The sequence below is a fragment of the Allocatelliglobosispora scoriae genome, from assembly GCF_014204945.1.
In the GTDB taxonomy this organism is placed as follows: Bacteria; Actinomycetota; Actinomycetes; order Mycobacteriales; family Micromonosporaceae; genus Allocatelliglobosispora; species Allocatelliglobosispora scoriae.
The window spans coordinates 2,974,718-2,990,634 of record NZ_JACHMN010000003.1 but is presented as its reverse complement, the minus strand read 5'-3'; the positions used below and the strand labels follow the sequence as shown (position 1 = coordinate 2,990,634).

At 70.5% G+C, this 15,917-nt stretch carries 11 protein-coding genes; 8 read left to right on the top strand and 3 right to left on the bottom strand.

The features are described from left to right. Positions 1 to 4 precede the first annotated feature (4 nt). A complete protein-coding gene (locus F4553_RS39480) occupies positions 5 to 2,239 on the bottom strand; it encodes a tetratricopeptide repeat protein (protein ID WP_184846789.1) in 2,235 nt (744 codons plus the stop codon). Positions 2,240 to 2,645: 406 nt separating this feature from the next. Here F4553_RS39480 and F4553_RS39475 point away from each other — a divergent pair, with 406 nt between their 5' ends. Beyond that, the gene (locus tag F4553_RS39475; RefSeq protein WP_184846787.1) at positions 2,646 to 3,878 is read left to right on the top strand and encodes an MFS transporter; all 1,233 of its coding nucleotides are present in this window, start codon (positions 2,646 to 2,648) and stop codon (positions 3,876 to 3,878) included. A 60-nt stretch (positions 3,879 to 3,938) separates the two neighbouring features. On the opposite strand, the gene F4553_RS39470 is transcribed toward F4553_RS39475, so the two are convergent. After that, positions 3,939 to 4,697, bottom strand: coding sequence for an SDR family oxidoreductase (locus tag F4553_RS39470; protein ID WP_184846785.1), 759 nt, complete (start codon positions 4,695 to 4,697; stop codon positions 3,939 to 3,941). Positions 4,698 to 4,781: 84 nt separating this feature from the next. Between F4553_RS39470 and F4553_RS39465 the strand changes: the two genes are divergently transcribed. Next, entirely contained in the window at positions 4,782 to 5,264 is a 483-nt protein-coding gene (locus F4553_RS39465) for an RrF2 family transcriptional regulator (protein WP_184846783.1), read from the top strand. Positions 5,265 to 5,266: 2 nt separating this feature from the next. Here F4553_RS39465 and F4553_RS39460 read toward each other — a convergent pair whose 3' ends face one another. Further along, complete coding sequence (locus F4553_RS39460) at positions 5,267 to 6,445, bottom strand: PucR family transcriptional regulator (RefSeq protein WP_184846781.1); 1,179 nt, start codon at positions 6,443 to 6,445, stop codon at positions 5,267 to 5,269. 90 nt (positions 6,446 to 6,535) lie between these two features. On the opposite strand from F4553_RS39460, the gene F4553_RS39455 reads away from it, so the two are divergent. The 6 genes from F4553_RS39455 (at position 6,536) to F4553_RS39430 (ending at position 15,888) form a co-directional block, all read left to right on the top strand. Further along, positions 6,536 to 8,185, top strand: coding sequence for an FAD-binding dehydrogenase (locus F4553_RS39455; RefSeq protein WP_184846779.1), 1,650 nt, complete (start codon positions 6,536 to 6,538; stop codon positions 8,183 to 8,185). A 293-nt stretch (positions 8,186 to 8,478) separates the two neighbouring features. After that, a complete protein-coding gene (locus F4553_RS39450; protein ID WP_184846777.1) occupies positions 8,479 to 10,116 on the top strand; it encodes a pectate lyase family protein in 1,638 nt (545 codons plus the stop codon). 78 nt (positions 10,117 to 10,194) lie between these two features. Then, a complete protein-coding gene (locus F4553_RS39445) occupies positions 10,195 to 11,505 on the top strand; it encodes a family 43 glycosylhydrolase (RefSeq protein ID WP_184846775.1) in 1,311 nt (436 codons plus the stop codon). A gap of 338 nt (positions 11,506 to 11,843) precedes the next feature. Continuing rightward, complete coding sequence (mmsA, locus tag F4553_RS39440; RefSeq protein WP_446680439.1) at positions 11,844 to 13,424, top strand: multiple monosaccharide ABC transporter ATP-binding protein; 1,581 nt, start codon at positions 11,844 to 11,846, stop codon at positions 13,422 to 13,424. Then, on the top strand, positions 13,421 to 14,719 hold the full coding sequence (mmsB, locus tag F4553_RS39435) for a multiple monosaccharide ABC transporter permease (protein ID WP_184846771.1): 1,299 nt from the start codon (positions 13,421 to 13,423) through the stop codon (positions 14,717 to 14,719). Before mmsA ends, mmsB begins: the two co-directional genes overlap by 4 nt. A gap of 62 nt (positions 14,720 to 14,781) precedes the next feature. Then, positions 14,782 to 15,888: a substrate-binding domain-containing protein gene (locus F4553_RS39430; protein ID WP_184846770.1), complete on the top strand. Its 1,107-nt coding sequence runs from the start codon at positions 14,782 to 14,784 to the stop codon at positions 15,886 to 15,888. Positions 15,889 to 15,917 lie beyond the last annotated feature (29 nt).

Genomic DNA, 15,917 nt, shown 5'->3' with positions numbered 1-15,917 from the left:
GCCCTCAGCCGACGACGCCGAGCCTGCGGCCCACGTCGGCCGCCTGCGGGTGACCGAGGTCGATGAGGATGCCGTAGGCGTGCTGCCACGACTCCCTGGCCGCCTCGTCGGCCCCGATCGTCTGATAGGTGTCGCCGAGATGGGTGCTGAGCTGCGCGTCCATCACCCGATCGCCCAGTGCCCGGGCCAGCCGTTGACCGTGCCGGTAGTGGTCGAACGCCGTCTCGTACCGGCCGAGGGTGTGGTGGGCCAGGCCGAGGTTCACCCGGGCGACGACCTCGTTCGGGCCGTCCTCGGCGAGCTGCAGCAACCGCAGCGCCCGTTCGTAGAACCCCAGGGCCGTCTGGTCCGCGCCGAGCGCGGCGTAATACCAGCCGACCACGTTGCTGGCCTTGCCCTCCCACGCGGGGTGGTCGAGCTCGGCCCAGAGCGCCAGCGACCGCTCGGCGTGGTCGAGCGCGCTGTCGGTGTCGGCCTGCAGCCAGCACACATAGGACAGCACGAAGTGGGTCTCGGCCTCACCCGCCCGGTCCCCCGCCGCCCGGCAGAGCTCGGCGGACTTCTCCATGTGGTCGTGGGCCTCGCCGAAGCGTTCCAACCGGCCCGCGACCGCACCCAGGAAGCGGTGCGCGTGTGCCGCGGCCGGGCGGTCCGCCAGCGTCGTCGCCGCGGTCAGCGCCACCGCCCACGCCGCACCCTCGTCCTGCCAGCGGCGGTGTTCGTAGAGGAACGTGTCCAGGGCCCAGCCCAGTTGCCAGGCGTGCCGGTCCAGGCCCTCGTCGCGGGCCTGGCGAAGCGCCGAGAGCAGGACCGCCCGCTCGGTCCCGAGCCACTGCAGCGCCGCCTTCATGTCGAGCGATTCCTTCACCTCGTCGCTGCGGGTGCCCCCGGCGAACCCCGCCGGAATCGGCGCGCGGGTCGGATTCAACACCAGTTCCGCCTGGTACGCCCTGTGCGTGTAGTGGTCCAGCAGCCGGGTCAGCGCGGCTCGGCGATCACCTTCGGTCTCCGCCTCGCGGGCGAGCTCACCGGCGTAGACGCGCAGCAGATCGTGCAGTTGGTAGCGGGCGGGCGCGTGCTCGGCGAGCAGGCTGGCATCGGTCAGCTCACGCAGCGTCCGGCGCACGTCGACCGGAGCGGCACCCGCGAGCGCCGCCACCGCGGCGGTCGCGATGTCGGCGCCGGTCACTAGTCCCAGCAGGCGGAACAGCCGTGCGGCGGGCGGGCTCAGCGCGCGGTAGGACCAGGAGAACACCACCCGCATCTCGTCCAGCGCGGCGAGGCCCGGACGGTGCAGCTCGGCCGCGACCGCGGCCGGCGCGAACCCGGTCTGCCGGACCCTGGCGGCGACGAGCGCGAGGGCGAGCGGGAGCCGCCCGCACGCCGCCACGATCACGGCTGCCGCTCTCGCATCGTGCGATTGCCCGCTGATCCGGCGGCTCAGCAGCTCGACCGCCTCCGCCTGATCGGGCAGGCCCAGGGCGATCGGCTGCGCGCCGAGCTCGGCGACGAGTGCGGTCAGCCGGTTCCGGCTGGTGATCACGGTTCGCACGCCCGGTCCCGCGGCGAGCAGCGGCCGCACCTGGTCCGCGTCGCGGGCGTTGTCCAGCACCACGAGCAGCCGGCGGTGCGCCGAGAGGCTGCGGTAGAGCGCGGCCTGCGCGTCCTGGCCGGGTGGAATGTGGCGCGGTTCCACCCCGAGTGCGTCGAGGAAGCCCCGGACCGCGTCCGCGGGATCGACGACCTCGTCGTCACGGTCGAAGCCGCGCAGGTTGACATAGAGCCGCCCGTCGGGGAACTCATCGGACACACGATGGGCCCAGTGCACCGCCACCGCGGTCTTGCCCACGCCCGCCATCCCGGTGATGACGGTGAGCCCTGCCGCACCGGGCGAGCTCAGCTGGAACAGCACGTCCTCGCGGCCGGTGAAGCCGGCCACGTCGGCGGGCAGCTGCGCCGGCGTCGGGCGCGGCGGCATCGGATCCGGATCCGGGTCCGACGCGGCATCCTCCTCAGTGGACTCCGGCTGCGCGGACTCGTGGAACCGGTCGCGGTCGGCGCCCTGGAGTCCGAACGCGTCGGCGAGAAGGCGGACCGTACCCAGGCGCGGGCGGGTGATCCGGTCGGTCTCGATGTCGCGGATCGTCCGCAGTCCCACGGACGCCCGGCCGGCCAGGTCCTCCTGCGTCAGGCCCAGCCGTCGGCGATGGGCCCGCACCGAATCCCCGAACCTCCCCATGGATTCAAGGCTATCGGAAGCCGCCGGTCAGCTGCCGGTCAACCGCCGGTCAACCGCCTGTTCTGCGTCGATGCCATGGCCCACCGTTAGAACCACGGGTTGACGCCTCATCGACGCCTGACCCGCCGACCGCCCATCACGGATGAAACCCTTGCCGCCACGGGGGCGGCGGCGAGGACCGCCTCGGGATCGGCCTGGCACCGGGAGGCGCCGCCGGACTCGGCGGTGGACCACCTGACCGGCGCCACCACGGGGGGCGCCGGTCAGGCTCGGTTCCCAGGACTTTCACGGGTGTACCTGAATCAACGTCTACTATCGTTTCACCTCGGGGCGGCGCTGGACCACGGCGACGGAGCGCTCTCCCGGGTCTGCCGGCGCTGAGCCGACAGCACAGGAACGGTTGCCGATGACCGCCCGGACCAGGCTGCTGCGCAACGCGGAGTTCCGGTGGTGGTACCTGTCCAGGTCCGTGTCGGTGGCGGGGACGGCCGCGAGCGCCGTCATGCTGCCGCTGCTCGTCTACGGCAGCAGCGGCTCGGCTGCCCTGACCGCCGCCATCGTCGGCCTGGAGGCGGCCCCCTACCTGCTGTTCGGACTGTTCGCGGGCGCTGCCGCCGACAGGCTCCCGCGCCGCACGATGATGATCTGCGCCGATCTCGCCTGCGCGGTGCTGATGGCCGTCATCCCCATCGCCTACGCCGCCGACCTGCCGCTGCCGTCGTGGCTGGTCCTGCTGGTCGCGTTCGGCATTGGCACCGGATTCTGCTGGTTCGACGCCGCAGCCTGGGGATCGCTTACCGGCATCGTCGGCAGGCAGCAGCTTGCGCAGGCCAACAGTCTCATCTGGTCCACCGCCGTCGTCATCGGCATCGCCGCCCCGGCCGCAGCCGGGCTCCTCGCCGCCCTGACCAGCCCGGCGACGGTGCTGCTCATCGACGCCGGGACCTACCTGGCGTCGGCGGCGCTCATCAGCCGCCTGCGCAGCCCCACGCCGGCCGGCACGGTTCGGACGTCGGCCGGTGTGCACCGGACCGTCACCGACATCACCGAGGGGCTGCGCTTCCTGTGGCGCGACCCGGTGATCCGCACCCTGTCACTGACCGGTTTCGGCCTGTCGATGGCGGGTGGCGGGATCACCGGGCTGCTGATCGTGCACGCGGACGAGATGCTCGGCATCGCGACCACCGACAAGCGCATCGGGCTGCTCTACACCGCGGGTGCCGTCGGTGCCCTCGGCGCGGCGTGGCTGCTCACACCCATGACGCGCCGGATCGGGCAGGGCCGCATCGCGGTGATCGGCTACGCCCTGTTCACCGTCATGCTGATCGCGCTCGCCACGATCACCCACTACCCGGGTGCGTTGCTGATCTGGGCGGTCTGGCAGCTCGCCTACTCCCTGGCGGTCACCAACACCATCGTCGTACGCCAGCAGCGCACCCCGGACGAGCTGCAGGGTCGCGTCAACACCACGGGTCGCATGATCGTCTGGGGCGGTACGCCCTTCGGCGCCCTGCTCGGCGGCGTCATCGCCGAGACCGCCACGGCGCAGACCGCCTATCTGGTGCTCACCGCACCGGTCACCATCGGGCTGCTCCTGATCATCGGGTCACCGGTGCTGCGCCTGCGTCCGGCGCCGTAGTCGGCGGATGGGCCGGCCCGGCGTACCCGGAGAGGAAGCCGGACCGGCGTCGACCGGTGGCTAAGCCTGCTCCTGGCTCGCGAGCCAGGCCGGGAAGGTCGTCGCGGCATGGCGGTAGGTCTCGTCGCGCGGCACGAGCGTGTCGTCGTCGATGACGGCGCCGAAGTAGGGCGCGTCGTCGTCGGCGATGACCTTCCGGGGGTCGCCGAGCGCCGCGAGCCGCCGCTCGACGGCGTCGGCGAGCGGGATGCGGTCGGGTCCGGCGATCTCGACGACGCCGTTGGCGGGCGCGCTCAGCGCGACCTCCGCGACGTAGGCGGCGACCTCGGCCGCCGCGACCGGCTGGAGCGTCTTGGAGGTCACCCGGACCTCACCGCCCGAGGTCGACGCGTCGGCGATGCCCTGGAGGAACTCGAAGAACTGGGTGGCCCGGACGATGGTGAACGGCACGCCCGACTCCCGGATCAACCGCTCCTGTGCCACCTTGCCGACGATGTAGAAGCCGTGGGATGCGGGGCGGTCCACCCCGACGATGGACAGGGCCACGTGGTGGCCCACGCCCGCGGCTTTCTCCGCGGCGGCGAGGTGCTCGCCGGAGGCGGTGAAGAAGTCGAGCACGCCGTCCGGGGTGAAGACCGGGGGATTGGTGAGGTCGACGACGACCTCGGCTCCTGTCAGCGCCTCGGCCAGACCGGCACCGGTCGTGGCGTCGACGCCGGACGACGGGGACGCGGCGACCGCCGCATGGCCCTGCCGCCGGAGGATCTCGACGACCTGCGACCCGACGAGCCCCGTGCCCCCGATGACGATGATTCTCATGACTGCCTCCCGCAAACAACTCGGACAACTTATGTCCGCGATACTACTCGGACAGGAAGCATCCGAGTCAAGTAGCATGGGCGCATGAAGCTGAGCGGCGGTGTCGAGTGGGCCCTGCACTGCTGCGTGGTCCTGACCACGGCGCAGGCGCCCGTCCCGGTGACGCAGCTCGCCGAACTGCACGACGTCTCCGGCAGCTACCTCGCCAAGCAGCTCCAGGCCCTGTCCCGGGCCGGGATCATCCGTGCCGTGCAGGGCCACTCGGGCGGCTACCGCCTGACCCGGCCCGCCGCCGACATCACCGTCCTGGACGTGGTCGAGGCGGTCGACGGGCCGGACCCCACCTTCGTCTGCACCGAGATCCGCCAGCGTGGACCCCTGGCCACCCCGCCTGAGCAGTGCGCGAAGGCGTGCCCTATCGCCCGCACGATGATCCGGGCGGACCACGCCTGGCGCGAGTCGCTGCGAGCCACGACGATCGCCGACCTGGTCGCAGACGTACGGCGCGACAGCGGACCCGAGGCGCTCCCCCGCGTCGGAGCCTGGCTCGCCGGAAACGCAGCCTAGACCTACGGGCGGCTGGTCCTCAGCGCGAGCGCCGTCCGGGCGGCGTCGAGCATCAGCCGGTCCCACGACCGGTGCACGTCGCGGCCGGACAGCGCGGTGATCCGCCGCAGCCGGTGCCGCATGGTCTGCGGGTGCAGGCCCAGCGCGGCGGCCGCCTCGGTGGACGACCCGAAGCGCAGGTAGGCCTGAAGCCCTTCGAGCAGGTGCGCGTTCTCGGCCTCGGCGACCGGGCCCAGGGCAACGCCCGCGAGTTCGGCCGGATCGACGGTCGGCCGGCCGCGCAGCAGCGCGACCAGCATCGCGTCACCACGGTCGAGGACAGGTGACGCCGCGTACGCCTCATCGGGCGCGTGGCCGACCGCGGCCGCGGCGAGGCCGAACCCCGCCGGCACCGCGGCCGGACTGAGATCCCGGATGACACACGCCCGCCACCTGCGGAACGTCAGCTGCGGCGCGAGATCCGGAACCGCTGCGGCGAGCAGGACGCCCTGGCCGCCGCGACGGGTGTGCAGCACGTCCGTCGGCTGCCCGCCGATCGACGAGGCGAGATCGGCGACGTCGCCCTCCGAGAGGGCCACCCCTGGAGCCTGGGGCGCGAAGACGGCGAGGGTGAGCGCCGCCGGGATGGTGATGCCGAGCTGAGCGGCCCGGTCCGCGAGGACGGCGGCGGAGGTCTGGCGACCGGTCAGCAGGTCGTCGGCGAGGCCCGCGAGCATCCGGGCGCGATCGTTGCCGAGCTGCTCGATGGCGCTGGTGTAACCGGCGAACAGGGACTCCGACAGCTCGTCGACGCTGGTCAGCAGCGTCCGGTGGAGGACCGCCACATCGTCGATCGCCAGCTCGCCCCCGGCGAGGTCGATGACGAGGTCGCTGATCTGGACCGCGGCGACGCGATAGGCGCGGAGAACCGCGAACAGCGGGCGGCCGTCGGTGGCGCGGGCGACACCGATGCCCCGGAACCGCTGCCGGTCAGCGGCGGTGAGCGCGGTCTCCTCGACCCACATCTCGATCAGGCGCCGGACCGCCCAGGCCGTGATCGCGCGGGTCTCGGCGAGCTGAGCGGCGCTGATGGCGGCATAGGCGGGGACCTCCCGCTGGAGTGCGGCGACGATCCGCTCGTCGAGCCGGTCGCCGAGCTCGGCCAGCCGCCGCTGAACCGCCCTCCGCTCGGTGACCCCCATCCCCTCATTATTGTCAGCCGGTGACAATCAGGGCCAGCACGAGCGGCGATTCCGGTTGTCAGGCAGGACGCTGCGGGTGAGGATCGGGGCATGAACGCAGACGTGATCGTTGTCGGGGCCGGGCTGGCCGGGCTGGTCGCCACCGCCGAGCTCGCGGAGGCCGGGCGCCGGGTGATCCTGCTCGACCAGGAGCCGGAGTCCAACTTCGGCGGGCAGGCGTTCTGGTCCTTCGGCGGCCTGTTCCTCGTCGACTCGCCCGAGCAGCGCCGGATGGGGATCAAGGACTCCCGCGACCTGGCGCTGCAGGACTGGCTGGGCACCGCCGGGTTCGACCGGCCCGAGGACGCCTGGCCCCGGCGATGGGCGGAGTCCTACGTGGACTTCGCCGCCGGGGAGAAGCGGTCCTGGCTGCGCGCTCAGGGCGTCCGGTTCTTCCCGATCGTCGGCTGGGCCGAGCGCGGCGGCTACGGCGCGATCGGGCACGGCAACTCCGTCCCCCGCTTCCACGTCACCTGGGGCACCGGCCCCGGCGTCGTCGCGCCCTTCGCGCGCCGGGTGCGGGCCGCCGCAGCCAGGGGCCTCGTCACCTTCGCGTTCCGGCACCGCGTGGACGAGCTGGTCGTCGCCGACGGCACCGTGACGGGGGTCCGCGGCACCGTTCTCGAGCCGAGCACGGCGGCTCGCGGTGTCGCCAGCTCCCGCACCGCGGTCGGGGACTTCGAGCTGACCGCGCAGGCGGTCGTGGTGACCTCCGGCGGCATCGGCGCCAACCACGACCTGGTCCGCAAGAACTGGCCCGCCCGCCTCGGCACCCCACCCGAGCACATGATCAGCGGCGTTCCCGCCCACGTCGACGGCCGGATGCTGCAGATCGCCCAGGACGCCGGCGGCGCGGTCGTCAACGCCGACCGGATGTGGCACTACGTCGAGGGGATCAAGAACTGGAGCCCGATCTGGGAGAAGCACGGCATCCGGATCCTGCCCGGACCGTCCTCCCTGTGGTTCGACGCGACCGGCAAGCGCCTGCCCGGCCCGCTCTACCCCGGCTTCGACACCCTCGGCACCCTCGCCCACCTGCGGAGCACCGGGCACGACCACAGCTGGTTCATCCTCACCCAGAAGATCATCGAGAAGGAGTTCGCGCTCTCGGGCTCCGAGCAGAACCCCGACCTCACCGGCAAGTCGGTCCGCCAGACGCTGAGCCGCATCGGACCCGGCGCCCCCGCGCCCGTCGAGGCGTTCAAGAACCGCGGCGAGGACTTCGTCGTCGCGGCCACCCTCGACGAGCTCGTCGCCGGGATGAACGCCCTCACCGACACCCCGCTGCTCGACGTCGAGCAGATCCGCCGCGAGGTCGTGGCGCGCGACCGGGAGATGGACAACGCGTTCACCAAGGACGGCCAGGTCATGGCGATCCACAACGCCCGCCGCTACCGCGGCGACAAGCTCTCCCGGACCGCCACGCCGCACAAGATCCTCGACCCGAAGGCCGGGCCGCTCATCGCCGTCCGGCTCCACGTCATCACCCGCAAATCCCTCGGCGGCCTGCACACCGACCTGTCCGGCCGGGTCCTGCGCCCCGACACGTCACCCTTCCCCGGCCTGTACGCCGCGGGCGAGGCGAGCGGCTTCGGCGGCGGCGGCGTCCACGGATACCGGTCCCTGGAGGGCACCTTCCTCGGCGGCTGCATCTTCTCCGGCCGCCAGGCCGGCCGCGCCGTCATCGAGGCGACCGCCTGACGCCGAGTGCTTGCAACTGCGGGGCGCCGCCGGTGCAACTCGGCGCTCCGCAGCCGCATTTCCGGCACGGCAAACAGTGCCAATTGCCCACGAAGTAGGCCGAGAATCAGTGCAACACATCTGCATATGTGACATCTTGACGATCGGAAAGCGCTTTCCGTAGCGTGACAGGGAACGTACCGCACCACCCTGCGGCCCGTCCCGTCGCAGGTCCTCCCCGGCCGCCCGCGTCCCCCGGCGGCCGCTCCCGAAAGGACGTGCGAACCGTGTCCGCCTTCTCACGCCGCCCGACCATGAGACACGCCTGGCTCGCCAGCGGGATCGCCGCCGTGGTCACCAGCGCGCTGCTGGTCCTCACCACGACCGCCCACGCCGCGACCCTGTTCAACGACGACTTCAACGACGGCAACTCCACCGGCTGGTCCAAATCGGGCGGCAGCTGGGCTGTCGTCGCCGACGGCTCCCCGGTCTTCCAGCAGACGAGCACCGGCAGCGACGCCAAGGCGCAGGCCGGCTCGGCCTGGGGCAACCAGTCCGTCCAGGCCCGGGTCAAGCCACTCGCCTTCAGCTCCGGATCCGGCCGGCTCGTCGGCCTCATCGGGCGGGCGCAGAGCATGACCAACTACTACTACCTCGCCCTCGGCCCCGGCCAGGTGCTCCTCGGCAAGCGCACCGGCGGCGGCTACGCGACCATCGCGTCGGCACCGGCCTCGGTCAGCACCGGGACCTGGGCCACGCTGCGGTTCGAGGCCTTCGGCGGTTCGCTGCGCGGCTATCTCAACGGCGCTCTCGCCGTCTCCGGGACCGACTCCGCCTTCGCCACCGGCAAGATCGGTCTGACCACCTACTACTCCGGCGCCTCCTTCGACGACGTGGTGGTCACCGACTCCCCCGGACCCGGGCCGTCCATCAGCCCGTCGAGCCCCGCCTCCCCCTCGGCATCGGTGTCGCCGTCGGCCTCCCCGTCCGCGCCCCCGTCGCCCTCGCCCTCCACGTCACCGACGCCGCCGACCCCCGGCCAGGCCGACGGCTACGCGAGCGTCAACGCCTGGGGCCAGAACGGCACCAGCGGCGGCACCGGCGGCCCGACCGTCACGGTCAGCACCGCGGCCGCGTTCCTCAGCGCCATCGCCCAGCCCGGGAAACTCGTCATCCAGGTCAGCGGCACCATCACGCTGCCGGGGCCGATGCACGACGTCACCTCCGACAAGACCATCGTCGGGCTGGGCGCGGGCTCCGGGCTGACCGGCGGCGGGCTCAACATCGGCCTGCCCATCGACGACGCCGTCACCGCACCGCCGGCCAACGCGGTCAGGAACGTCATCGTCCGCAACCTGACCATCCGCGACTGCCCGGACGACTGCATCAACGTGCAGATGTTCTCGCACCACGTCTGGATCGACCACAACGACCTGTCCGAGCAGTTCGACGGCGCGCTCGACGCCAAGCGCGGCTCCAGCTGGATCACGATCTCGTGGAACCGGTTCCACAACAGCGACAAGAACATGCTGCTCGGCCACGACGACTCCAACGGAGCGCAGGACATCGGCCGCCTGAAGGTGACCTACCACCACAACTTCCTCGACGGCAGCTCGCAGCGCAACCCGCGGGTCCGGTTCGGCGAGCCGGTGCACATCTACAACAACTACTACCTGCACATCACCGGCTACGGCGCGGCGTCGCAGATGAACGCCTGCCTCGTCGTGGAGAACAACTACTTCGACGACGTCGAGAAGCCCACCCGCAACGACGTCGGCGGCTCCGCGGGCCGGATCGAGGCGCGCGGCAACATCAACGTCAACACCGAGGACCCCATCGTGACCTCGGGCTCGTGCAGCGGGCAGCCCGGCAGCTACTACGCCTACTCGCCCGACAGCGCGGCCGCCGTCCCGGCGCTCGTCTCCGCCGGCGCGGGCGTCGGCAAGATCTAACCCCCATCCGGTACGGGGTGGGTGCCGAATCCCGGCGCCCACCTCGTGCATTACTGTAAATTCTGTTTAGACTTACACATGCGTCGATTTCTTGCCGTGCTGCTCGTCGCCGTCCCGCTCGCCGTCGTCCCCGGCGGTGCCGCCTTCGCCGCCACGACCGCGCCGGCCCTCGTGATCGGCAGCGACTTCCCCGATCCGGACATCGGCAAGTTCGACGGGACCTACTACGCCTACTCCACCAACAACGGCAACGGCAACGTCCCCGTCGCGTCGGCACCCTCGGTGAACGGGCCGTGGACCCGGCGCGGCAACGCCCTGCCGACCCTGGGCGCCTGGGCCTCGGGCGGGCTCACCTGGGCGCCCGACGTGTCCCGCCGCGCCGACGGGACCTACCTGCTCTACTACACCGCCCGCAGCATCGCGGTCGGGCGGCAGTGCATCGGCGCCGCCGTGTCCGGCTCCCCGCTGGGCCCGTTCACGCCGGTCGGCACGCAGCCCCTGGTCTGCAACGGCGGCGAGGGCGGCGACATCGACGCCTCCAGCTTCACCGACAGCACCGGCCTGCGCTACCTGCTCTACAAGGACGACGGCAACGCCGTCGGGCAGCCGACGAGCCTGTGGCTGCAGCAGGTCGCCGCCAACGGGACCACCCTGCAGGGTTCCCGGGTGGAGCTGCTGCGCAGCGGCCTACCCGAGGAGGCCGGCATCATCGAGGCACCCGTCCTGACCAAGACCGGCGGCCGCTACATCCTGTTCTACTCGCTCGGCGGCTACGGCGGCGACGGCTACCAGACCAGCTACGCCACGTCGACGTCGCTGACCGGGCCCTACGCGAAGGCGTACCGGTCGCTGGTGACGACGGCGAGTGTGGACTCCGCCGTGCGCGGGCCGGGCGGAGCCGACGTGATCCGGGAGGCCGGCGGCGACAGCCTCGTCCTGCACGGGTGGATCAACAACTACTCCGCCCGCGGGATGTACGTGGCCGCGCTCGGCTGGGCCGGCGAGTACCCCGTCGTGCGCGGCAGCCGGGTGCGCACCGAAGCCGAGCGGGCCGTGCTGAACCACAGCGCCGTACGCAACGCCGCCACCGCATCCCAGGGCCAGGTGGTGGCGTATATCGACTACGCGGACAGCTGGGTCGAGTTCACCGTCTACGCCCCCCGCAGCGGCGGCTACAACGCCCACATCGGCTACGCCGCAGGCTATGGCGACGCCCAGCACTCCGTGACCGTCAACGGCGCACCGGCCGGGACCGTCACCTACCCCAACTCGGGCTGGGACACCTGGCGCCAGGCGACCGCCGGCATCACCCTCACCGCGGGCTGGAACACCGTGCGCCTCACCTACCTCAGCCGCTGGGCCGAAGTGGACTACGTCGAGATCGCGTGAGCGGCACTCCGCCGGAGAGCGCTCTATCGGAGGGCTCCGCAGTATTGACTTAGTAAAACGAATTGATTTAAGGTCCTCGCATACGTCGATGTCCTGAAACATTGGCGTAGCACAAGGAAACACTCACACTGCGAGGAGCGGATCGACGTGACACAGCCGACCACCAGGCGGCCAGACCACGCGAATCCCCGCATCCGCGAGCGACGCCGTGCTCAGTGAGCAGGCGAGCTGTCCGGGCCACCGCCTGATGGTGGCGTAGAGCAGCTCGGACCCGACGGCGTTCCCCGCGACGACCAATCCCATGACCCTGCCCCGGGAGGCAACTCGATGTCAGCGAGATGGTGCGCGCCGCTCGCAGCCCGGGACGAGCCCGCATGAGCGCCCCCGTACTGCTGGAGATGCGGTCGATCACCAAGGAGTTCCCCGGCGTCGTCGCCCTCGCCGACGTCAGCCTGGTCGTGCGCACCGGCGAGATCCACGCGATCTGCGGCGAGAACGGCGCCGGCAAGTCGACGCTGATGAAGGTCCTGAGCGGCGTCTATCCACATGGGACCTACTCCGGCTCCATCGTCTATCAGGGAGCGGAGAGCCGGTTCGCTGACATCAGGTCCAGCGAACGCGCCGGGATCGTGATCATCCACCAGGAGCTCGCGCTGGTACCCGGCATGTCGATCACCGAGAACATCTTCCTCGGCAACGAGCCGCGGCGGCTGGGCGCGATCGACTGGAAGGCCGCGAACCGCCGGGCGATCGAGCTTATGGCGCAGGTCGGCCTCAAGGAGGACCCGGACACCCTGATCAAGGACATCGGCGTCGGCAAGCAGCAGCTGGTGGAGATCGCCAAGGCGTTCGCCAAGGATGTCCGGCTGCTCATCCTCGACGAGCCGACCGCCGCGTTGAACGAGACCGATTCCCGGCACCTGCTCGACCTGTTGCGGGGCTTCAAGGACCGTGGCATCACCTCGATCATCATCTCGCACAAGCTCAACGAGATCGAGGCGGTCGCCGACTCCATCACCATCCTGCGCGACGGCCGGGCCGTCGAGACACTCGACGTGCACGCGGACGGCATCAACGAGGACCGGATCGTGCGCGGCATGGTCGGCCGTGAGCTGAGCAGCCGGTTCCCCGACCACACCCCGAACATCGGGGATGTCTTCTTCGAGGTCCGCAACTGGACCGTGCGGCACCCGATCTCCGCCGAGCGCCTCGTGTGCAAGAACTCCAGCTTCTACGTCCGCCGGGGCGAGATCGTCGGCTTCGCAGGCCTGATGGGCGCCGGCCGCACGGAGCTCGCGATGAGCGTCTTCGGCCGGTCCTACGGGGTCTACCTCGGCGGGCAGATCATCAAGGACGGCGAGGAGATCGAGCTGAAGTCGGTCGCCGCCGCGATCCGGCACGGCCTCGCCTACGTCAGCGAGGACCGCAAGGCGATCGGCCTCAACCTGCTCGACGACATCAAGACCTCGATGGTCGCCGCCAAGCTGTCGAAGATCAGCCGGCACGGCGTCCTGGACAAGGTCGCCGAGCACCAGGTGTCGGAGTCCTACCGCACCAGCCTGCGGATCAAGACGCCCACCGTCGACGAGGGCATCACCAAGCTCTCCGGCGGCAACCAGCAGAAGGTCGTCCTGGCGAAGTGGATGTTCACCGACCCCGACCTGCTCATCCTCGACGAGCCCACCCGAGGGATCGACGTCGGGGCGAAGTACGAGATCTACGGCATCATCCAGCGCCTGGCAGATGAGGGCAAGGGCGTCATCGTCATCTCCTCCGAGCTCCCCGAGCTCATCGGGGTGTGCGACCGCATCTACACGGTGTTCGAGGGCGCTGTCACCGGAGACATCGCGCGCCGCGACGCCACTCCCGAACTCCTCCTGAAGCAGATGACATCGACGAGGAGGGTGGCGACGCCATGAGCCGGCTCAAAGACCTACAGAAGAACCTCTTCGGGGGTACGACTTCGAACATCCGCCAGTTCGGCATGATCTTCACGCTGGTGGCGATCGTGGTGCTCTTCCAGGTCCTCACCAACGGACTGACCCTGACACCGGGCAACCTGATCGCGGTGGTCAGCCAGTATTCGTACATCCTCATCCTCGCCATCGGCATGCTGATGGTGATCGTCGCCGGGCACATCGACCTCTCGGTCGGCTCCGTCGCGGCGTTCACGGGCATCGTCGTCGCCAAGGCGATGCACGATTTCAGCATCCCCTGGCCGGCCGGAATCCTGCTGGGCCTGCTGGTGGGCGCCCTGATCGGCGCATGGCAGGGCTTCTGGGTCGCCTACGTCGGCATCCCCGCGTTCATCGTGACGCTCGCCGGCATGCTGCTCTTCCGCGGCGGCAACCAGCTGATCGGCGACGCCGCCACCGTCCCGGTCCCGGAGGGCTTCCGGGTCATCGGCGCGGGCTACCTCCCCGAGGTCGGCCCCACCACCGGTTACAACAACCTCACCCTGCTCCTCGGCATCGTCGCCGTCGCTGCGGTCGCCGTCCGGGAGTACCGCACCCGGCAGACCCGCCAGGAGATGGGCGCCGACCCCGCTCCCCTGTGGATCTCGATCCTGCGGCTGGCGGTGATGGTGGGCGTCATCGCCTTCGCCACCCTGCGATTCGCCGGCGGTCGCGTCGGGACGAGCTTCCCGATCTCCGGCATCATCCTGGCCGTCCTGGTCCTCGCCTACTCGTTCTACACCCGCAACACGGCGGGGGGCAGGCACATCTACGCCATCGGCGGCAACTCCCGCGCCGCCGAGCTCTCCGGCGTCAAGCTCCAGCGGGTGAACTTCTTCGTCATGACCAACATGTCGGTCCTGGCCGCCCTCGCGGGCATGATCTTCGTCGCCCGGTCCACCGCCTCCGGCCCGCAGGACGGGCTGAGCTGGGAGCTGGAAGCGATCACAGCGGTCTTCGTCGGCGGCGCGGCCGTCTCCGGCGGCTTGGGCACCATCAGCGGCTCGATCGTCGGCGGTCTGGTGATGGCGGTCCTCATCAACGGGATGCAGCTGCTCGGCACCGGCACCGACGTCGGGCAGATCATCCGGGGCCTCTTCCTGCTGATCGCCGTCGCCTTCGACGTCTACAACCGCAGCCAGGGAAGATTCTCGATCATCGAATCGCTCACCCGCCCGTTCCGCAAGGACGACCCGCAGCCGCCACCGGCGCAGTCCGAAGCGGACAGCGAACCACAGAGGGCTCCCGCCCTCGGCTGACCTCGGCGAAATGCCGCCCGACCCCACACCGCACCATCTCAACAGAGAAGGGTTACTCCCGCATGCGCAAGTACCTCAGCAAAACCCTCCTGGTCGGCGCCGCCGCGCTGCTGGCCTTGAGCGCTTGCACGACCGCCCGCGAGGGCGAGACCTCCAGCACCGCGTCCGGTCCGGCCGTCGGCTTCGCGAAGGACGCCCTGATCGGCGTCGCGCTGCCGTCGAAGACCTCGGAGAACTGGGTCCTCGCCGGTGACCTGTTCACCAACGGGCTCAAGGCCGCGGGCTTCGCGTCCGACGTCCAGTACGCCGGTGCCTCGACCACCGTCGCCGACCAGCAGGCGCAGATCAACGCCATGGTCACCAAGGGTGCGAAGGTCATCGTCATCGGCGCGACCGACGCCGCCCAGCTCTCGACCCAGGTGGCGCAGGCCAAGCAGGCCGGTGCCGTGGTCATCGCCTACGACCGGCTGATCACCAACACCAAGGACATCGACTACTACATCGCGTTCGACAACTTCAAGGTCGGCCAGCTCCAGGGCCAGGCGCTGGTGGAGGGCCTGAAGGCCAAGAAGGCCACCGGTCCGTGGACCATCGAGCTGTTCTCCGGCTCGCCGGACGACAACAACGCGGGCGTCTTCTTCAACGGCGCGCTCGACGTCCTCAAGCCGCTCATCGACAAGGGTGACCTGATCGTCGGCTCCGGCCAGAAGGACGTCAAGCAGACCGCCATCCAGGGCTGGAAGGCCGAGGGCGCCCAGCAGCGGATGGACTCGCTGCTGACCTCCACCTACAGCTCCGGCAAGACCCTCGACGGCGTCCTCTCGCCGAACGACACCCTGGCCCGCGCGATCATCACCTCGGTCAAGGGCGCCGGCAAGCCGATCCCGGTCGTCACCGGCCAGGACTCCGAGGTGGAGTCGGTCAAGTCGATCATGGCTGGCGAGCAGTACTCCACCATCAACAAGGACACCCGCAAGCTGGTCGCCGAGACCATCAAGATGGTCCAGGCGCTGCAGACCGGTGCCACGCCGACCGTCAACGACACCTCGTCCTACAACAACGGTGTCAAGGTCGTCCCGTCCTACCTGCTTCCGCCGATCATCGTGACCAAGGCCAACGCGGCCACGGCCTACGTCGACGACCCCAAGCTGGGCCCGCTGACGAAGTAAGCAGCACGAACAGCGTCGTGGGGCTCCCG

Coding starts and splice junctions, on each gene's coding strand:
- F4553_RS39480 (WP_184846789.1), bottom strand. CDS start 2,239: ATGGGGAGGTTCGGGGATTCGGTGCGGGCCCATCGCCGACGGCTGGGC.
- F4553_RS39475 (WP_184846787.1), top strand. CDS start 2,646: ATGACCGCCCGGACCAGGCTGCTGCGCAACGCGGAGTTCCGGTGGTGG.
- F4553_RS39470 (WP_184846785.1), bottom strand. CDS start 4,697: ATGAGAATCATCGTCATCGGGGGCACGGGGCTCGTCGGGTCGCAGGTC.
- F4553_RS39465 (WP_184846783.1), top strand. CDS start 4,782: ATGAAGCTGAGCGGCGGTGTCGAGTGGGCCCTGCACTGCTGCGTGGTC.
- F4553_RS39460 (WP_184846781.1), bottom strand. CDS start 6,445: ATGGGGGTCACCGAGCGGAGGGCGGTTCAGCGGCGGCTGGCCGAGCTC.
- F4553_RS39455 (WP_184846779.1), top strand. CDS start 6,536: ATGAACGCAGACGTGATCGTTGTCGGGGCCGGGCTGGCCGGGCTGGTC.
- F4553_RS39450 (WP_184846777.1), top strand. CDS start 8,479: ATGAGACACGCCTGGCTCGCCAGCGGGATCGCCGCCGTGGTCACCAGC.
- F4553_RS39445 (WP_184846775.1), top strand. CDS start 10,195: ATGCGTCGATTTCTTGCCGTGCTGCTCGTCGCCGTCCCGCTCGCCGTC.
- mmsA (WP_446680439.1), top strand. CDS start 11,844: ATGGTGCGCGCCGCTCGCAGCCCGGGACGAGCCCGCATGAGCGCCCCC.
- mmsB (WP_184846771.1), top strand. CDS start 13,421: ATGAGCCGGCTCAAAGACCTACAGAAGAACCTCTTCGGGGGTACGACT.
- F4553_RS39430 (WP_184846770.1), top strand. CDS start 14,782: ATGCGCAAGTACCTCAGCAAAACCCTCCTGGTCGGCGCCGCCGCGCTG.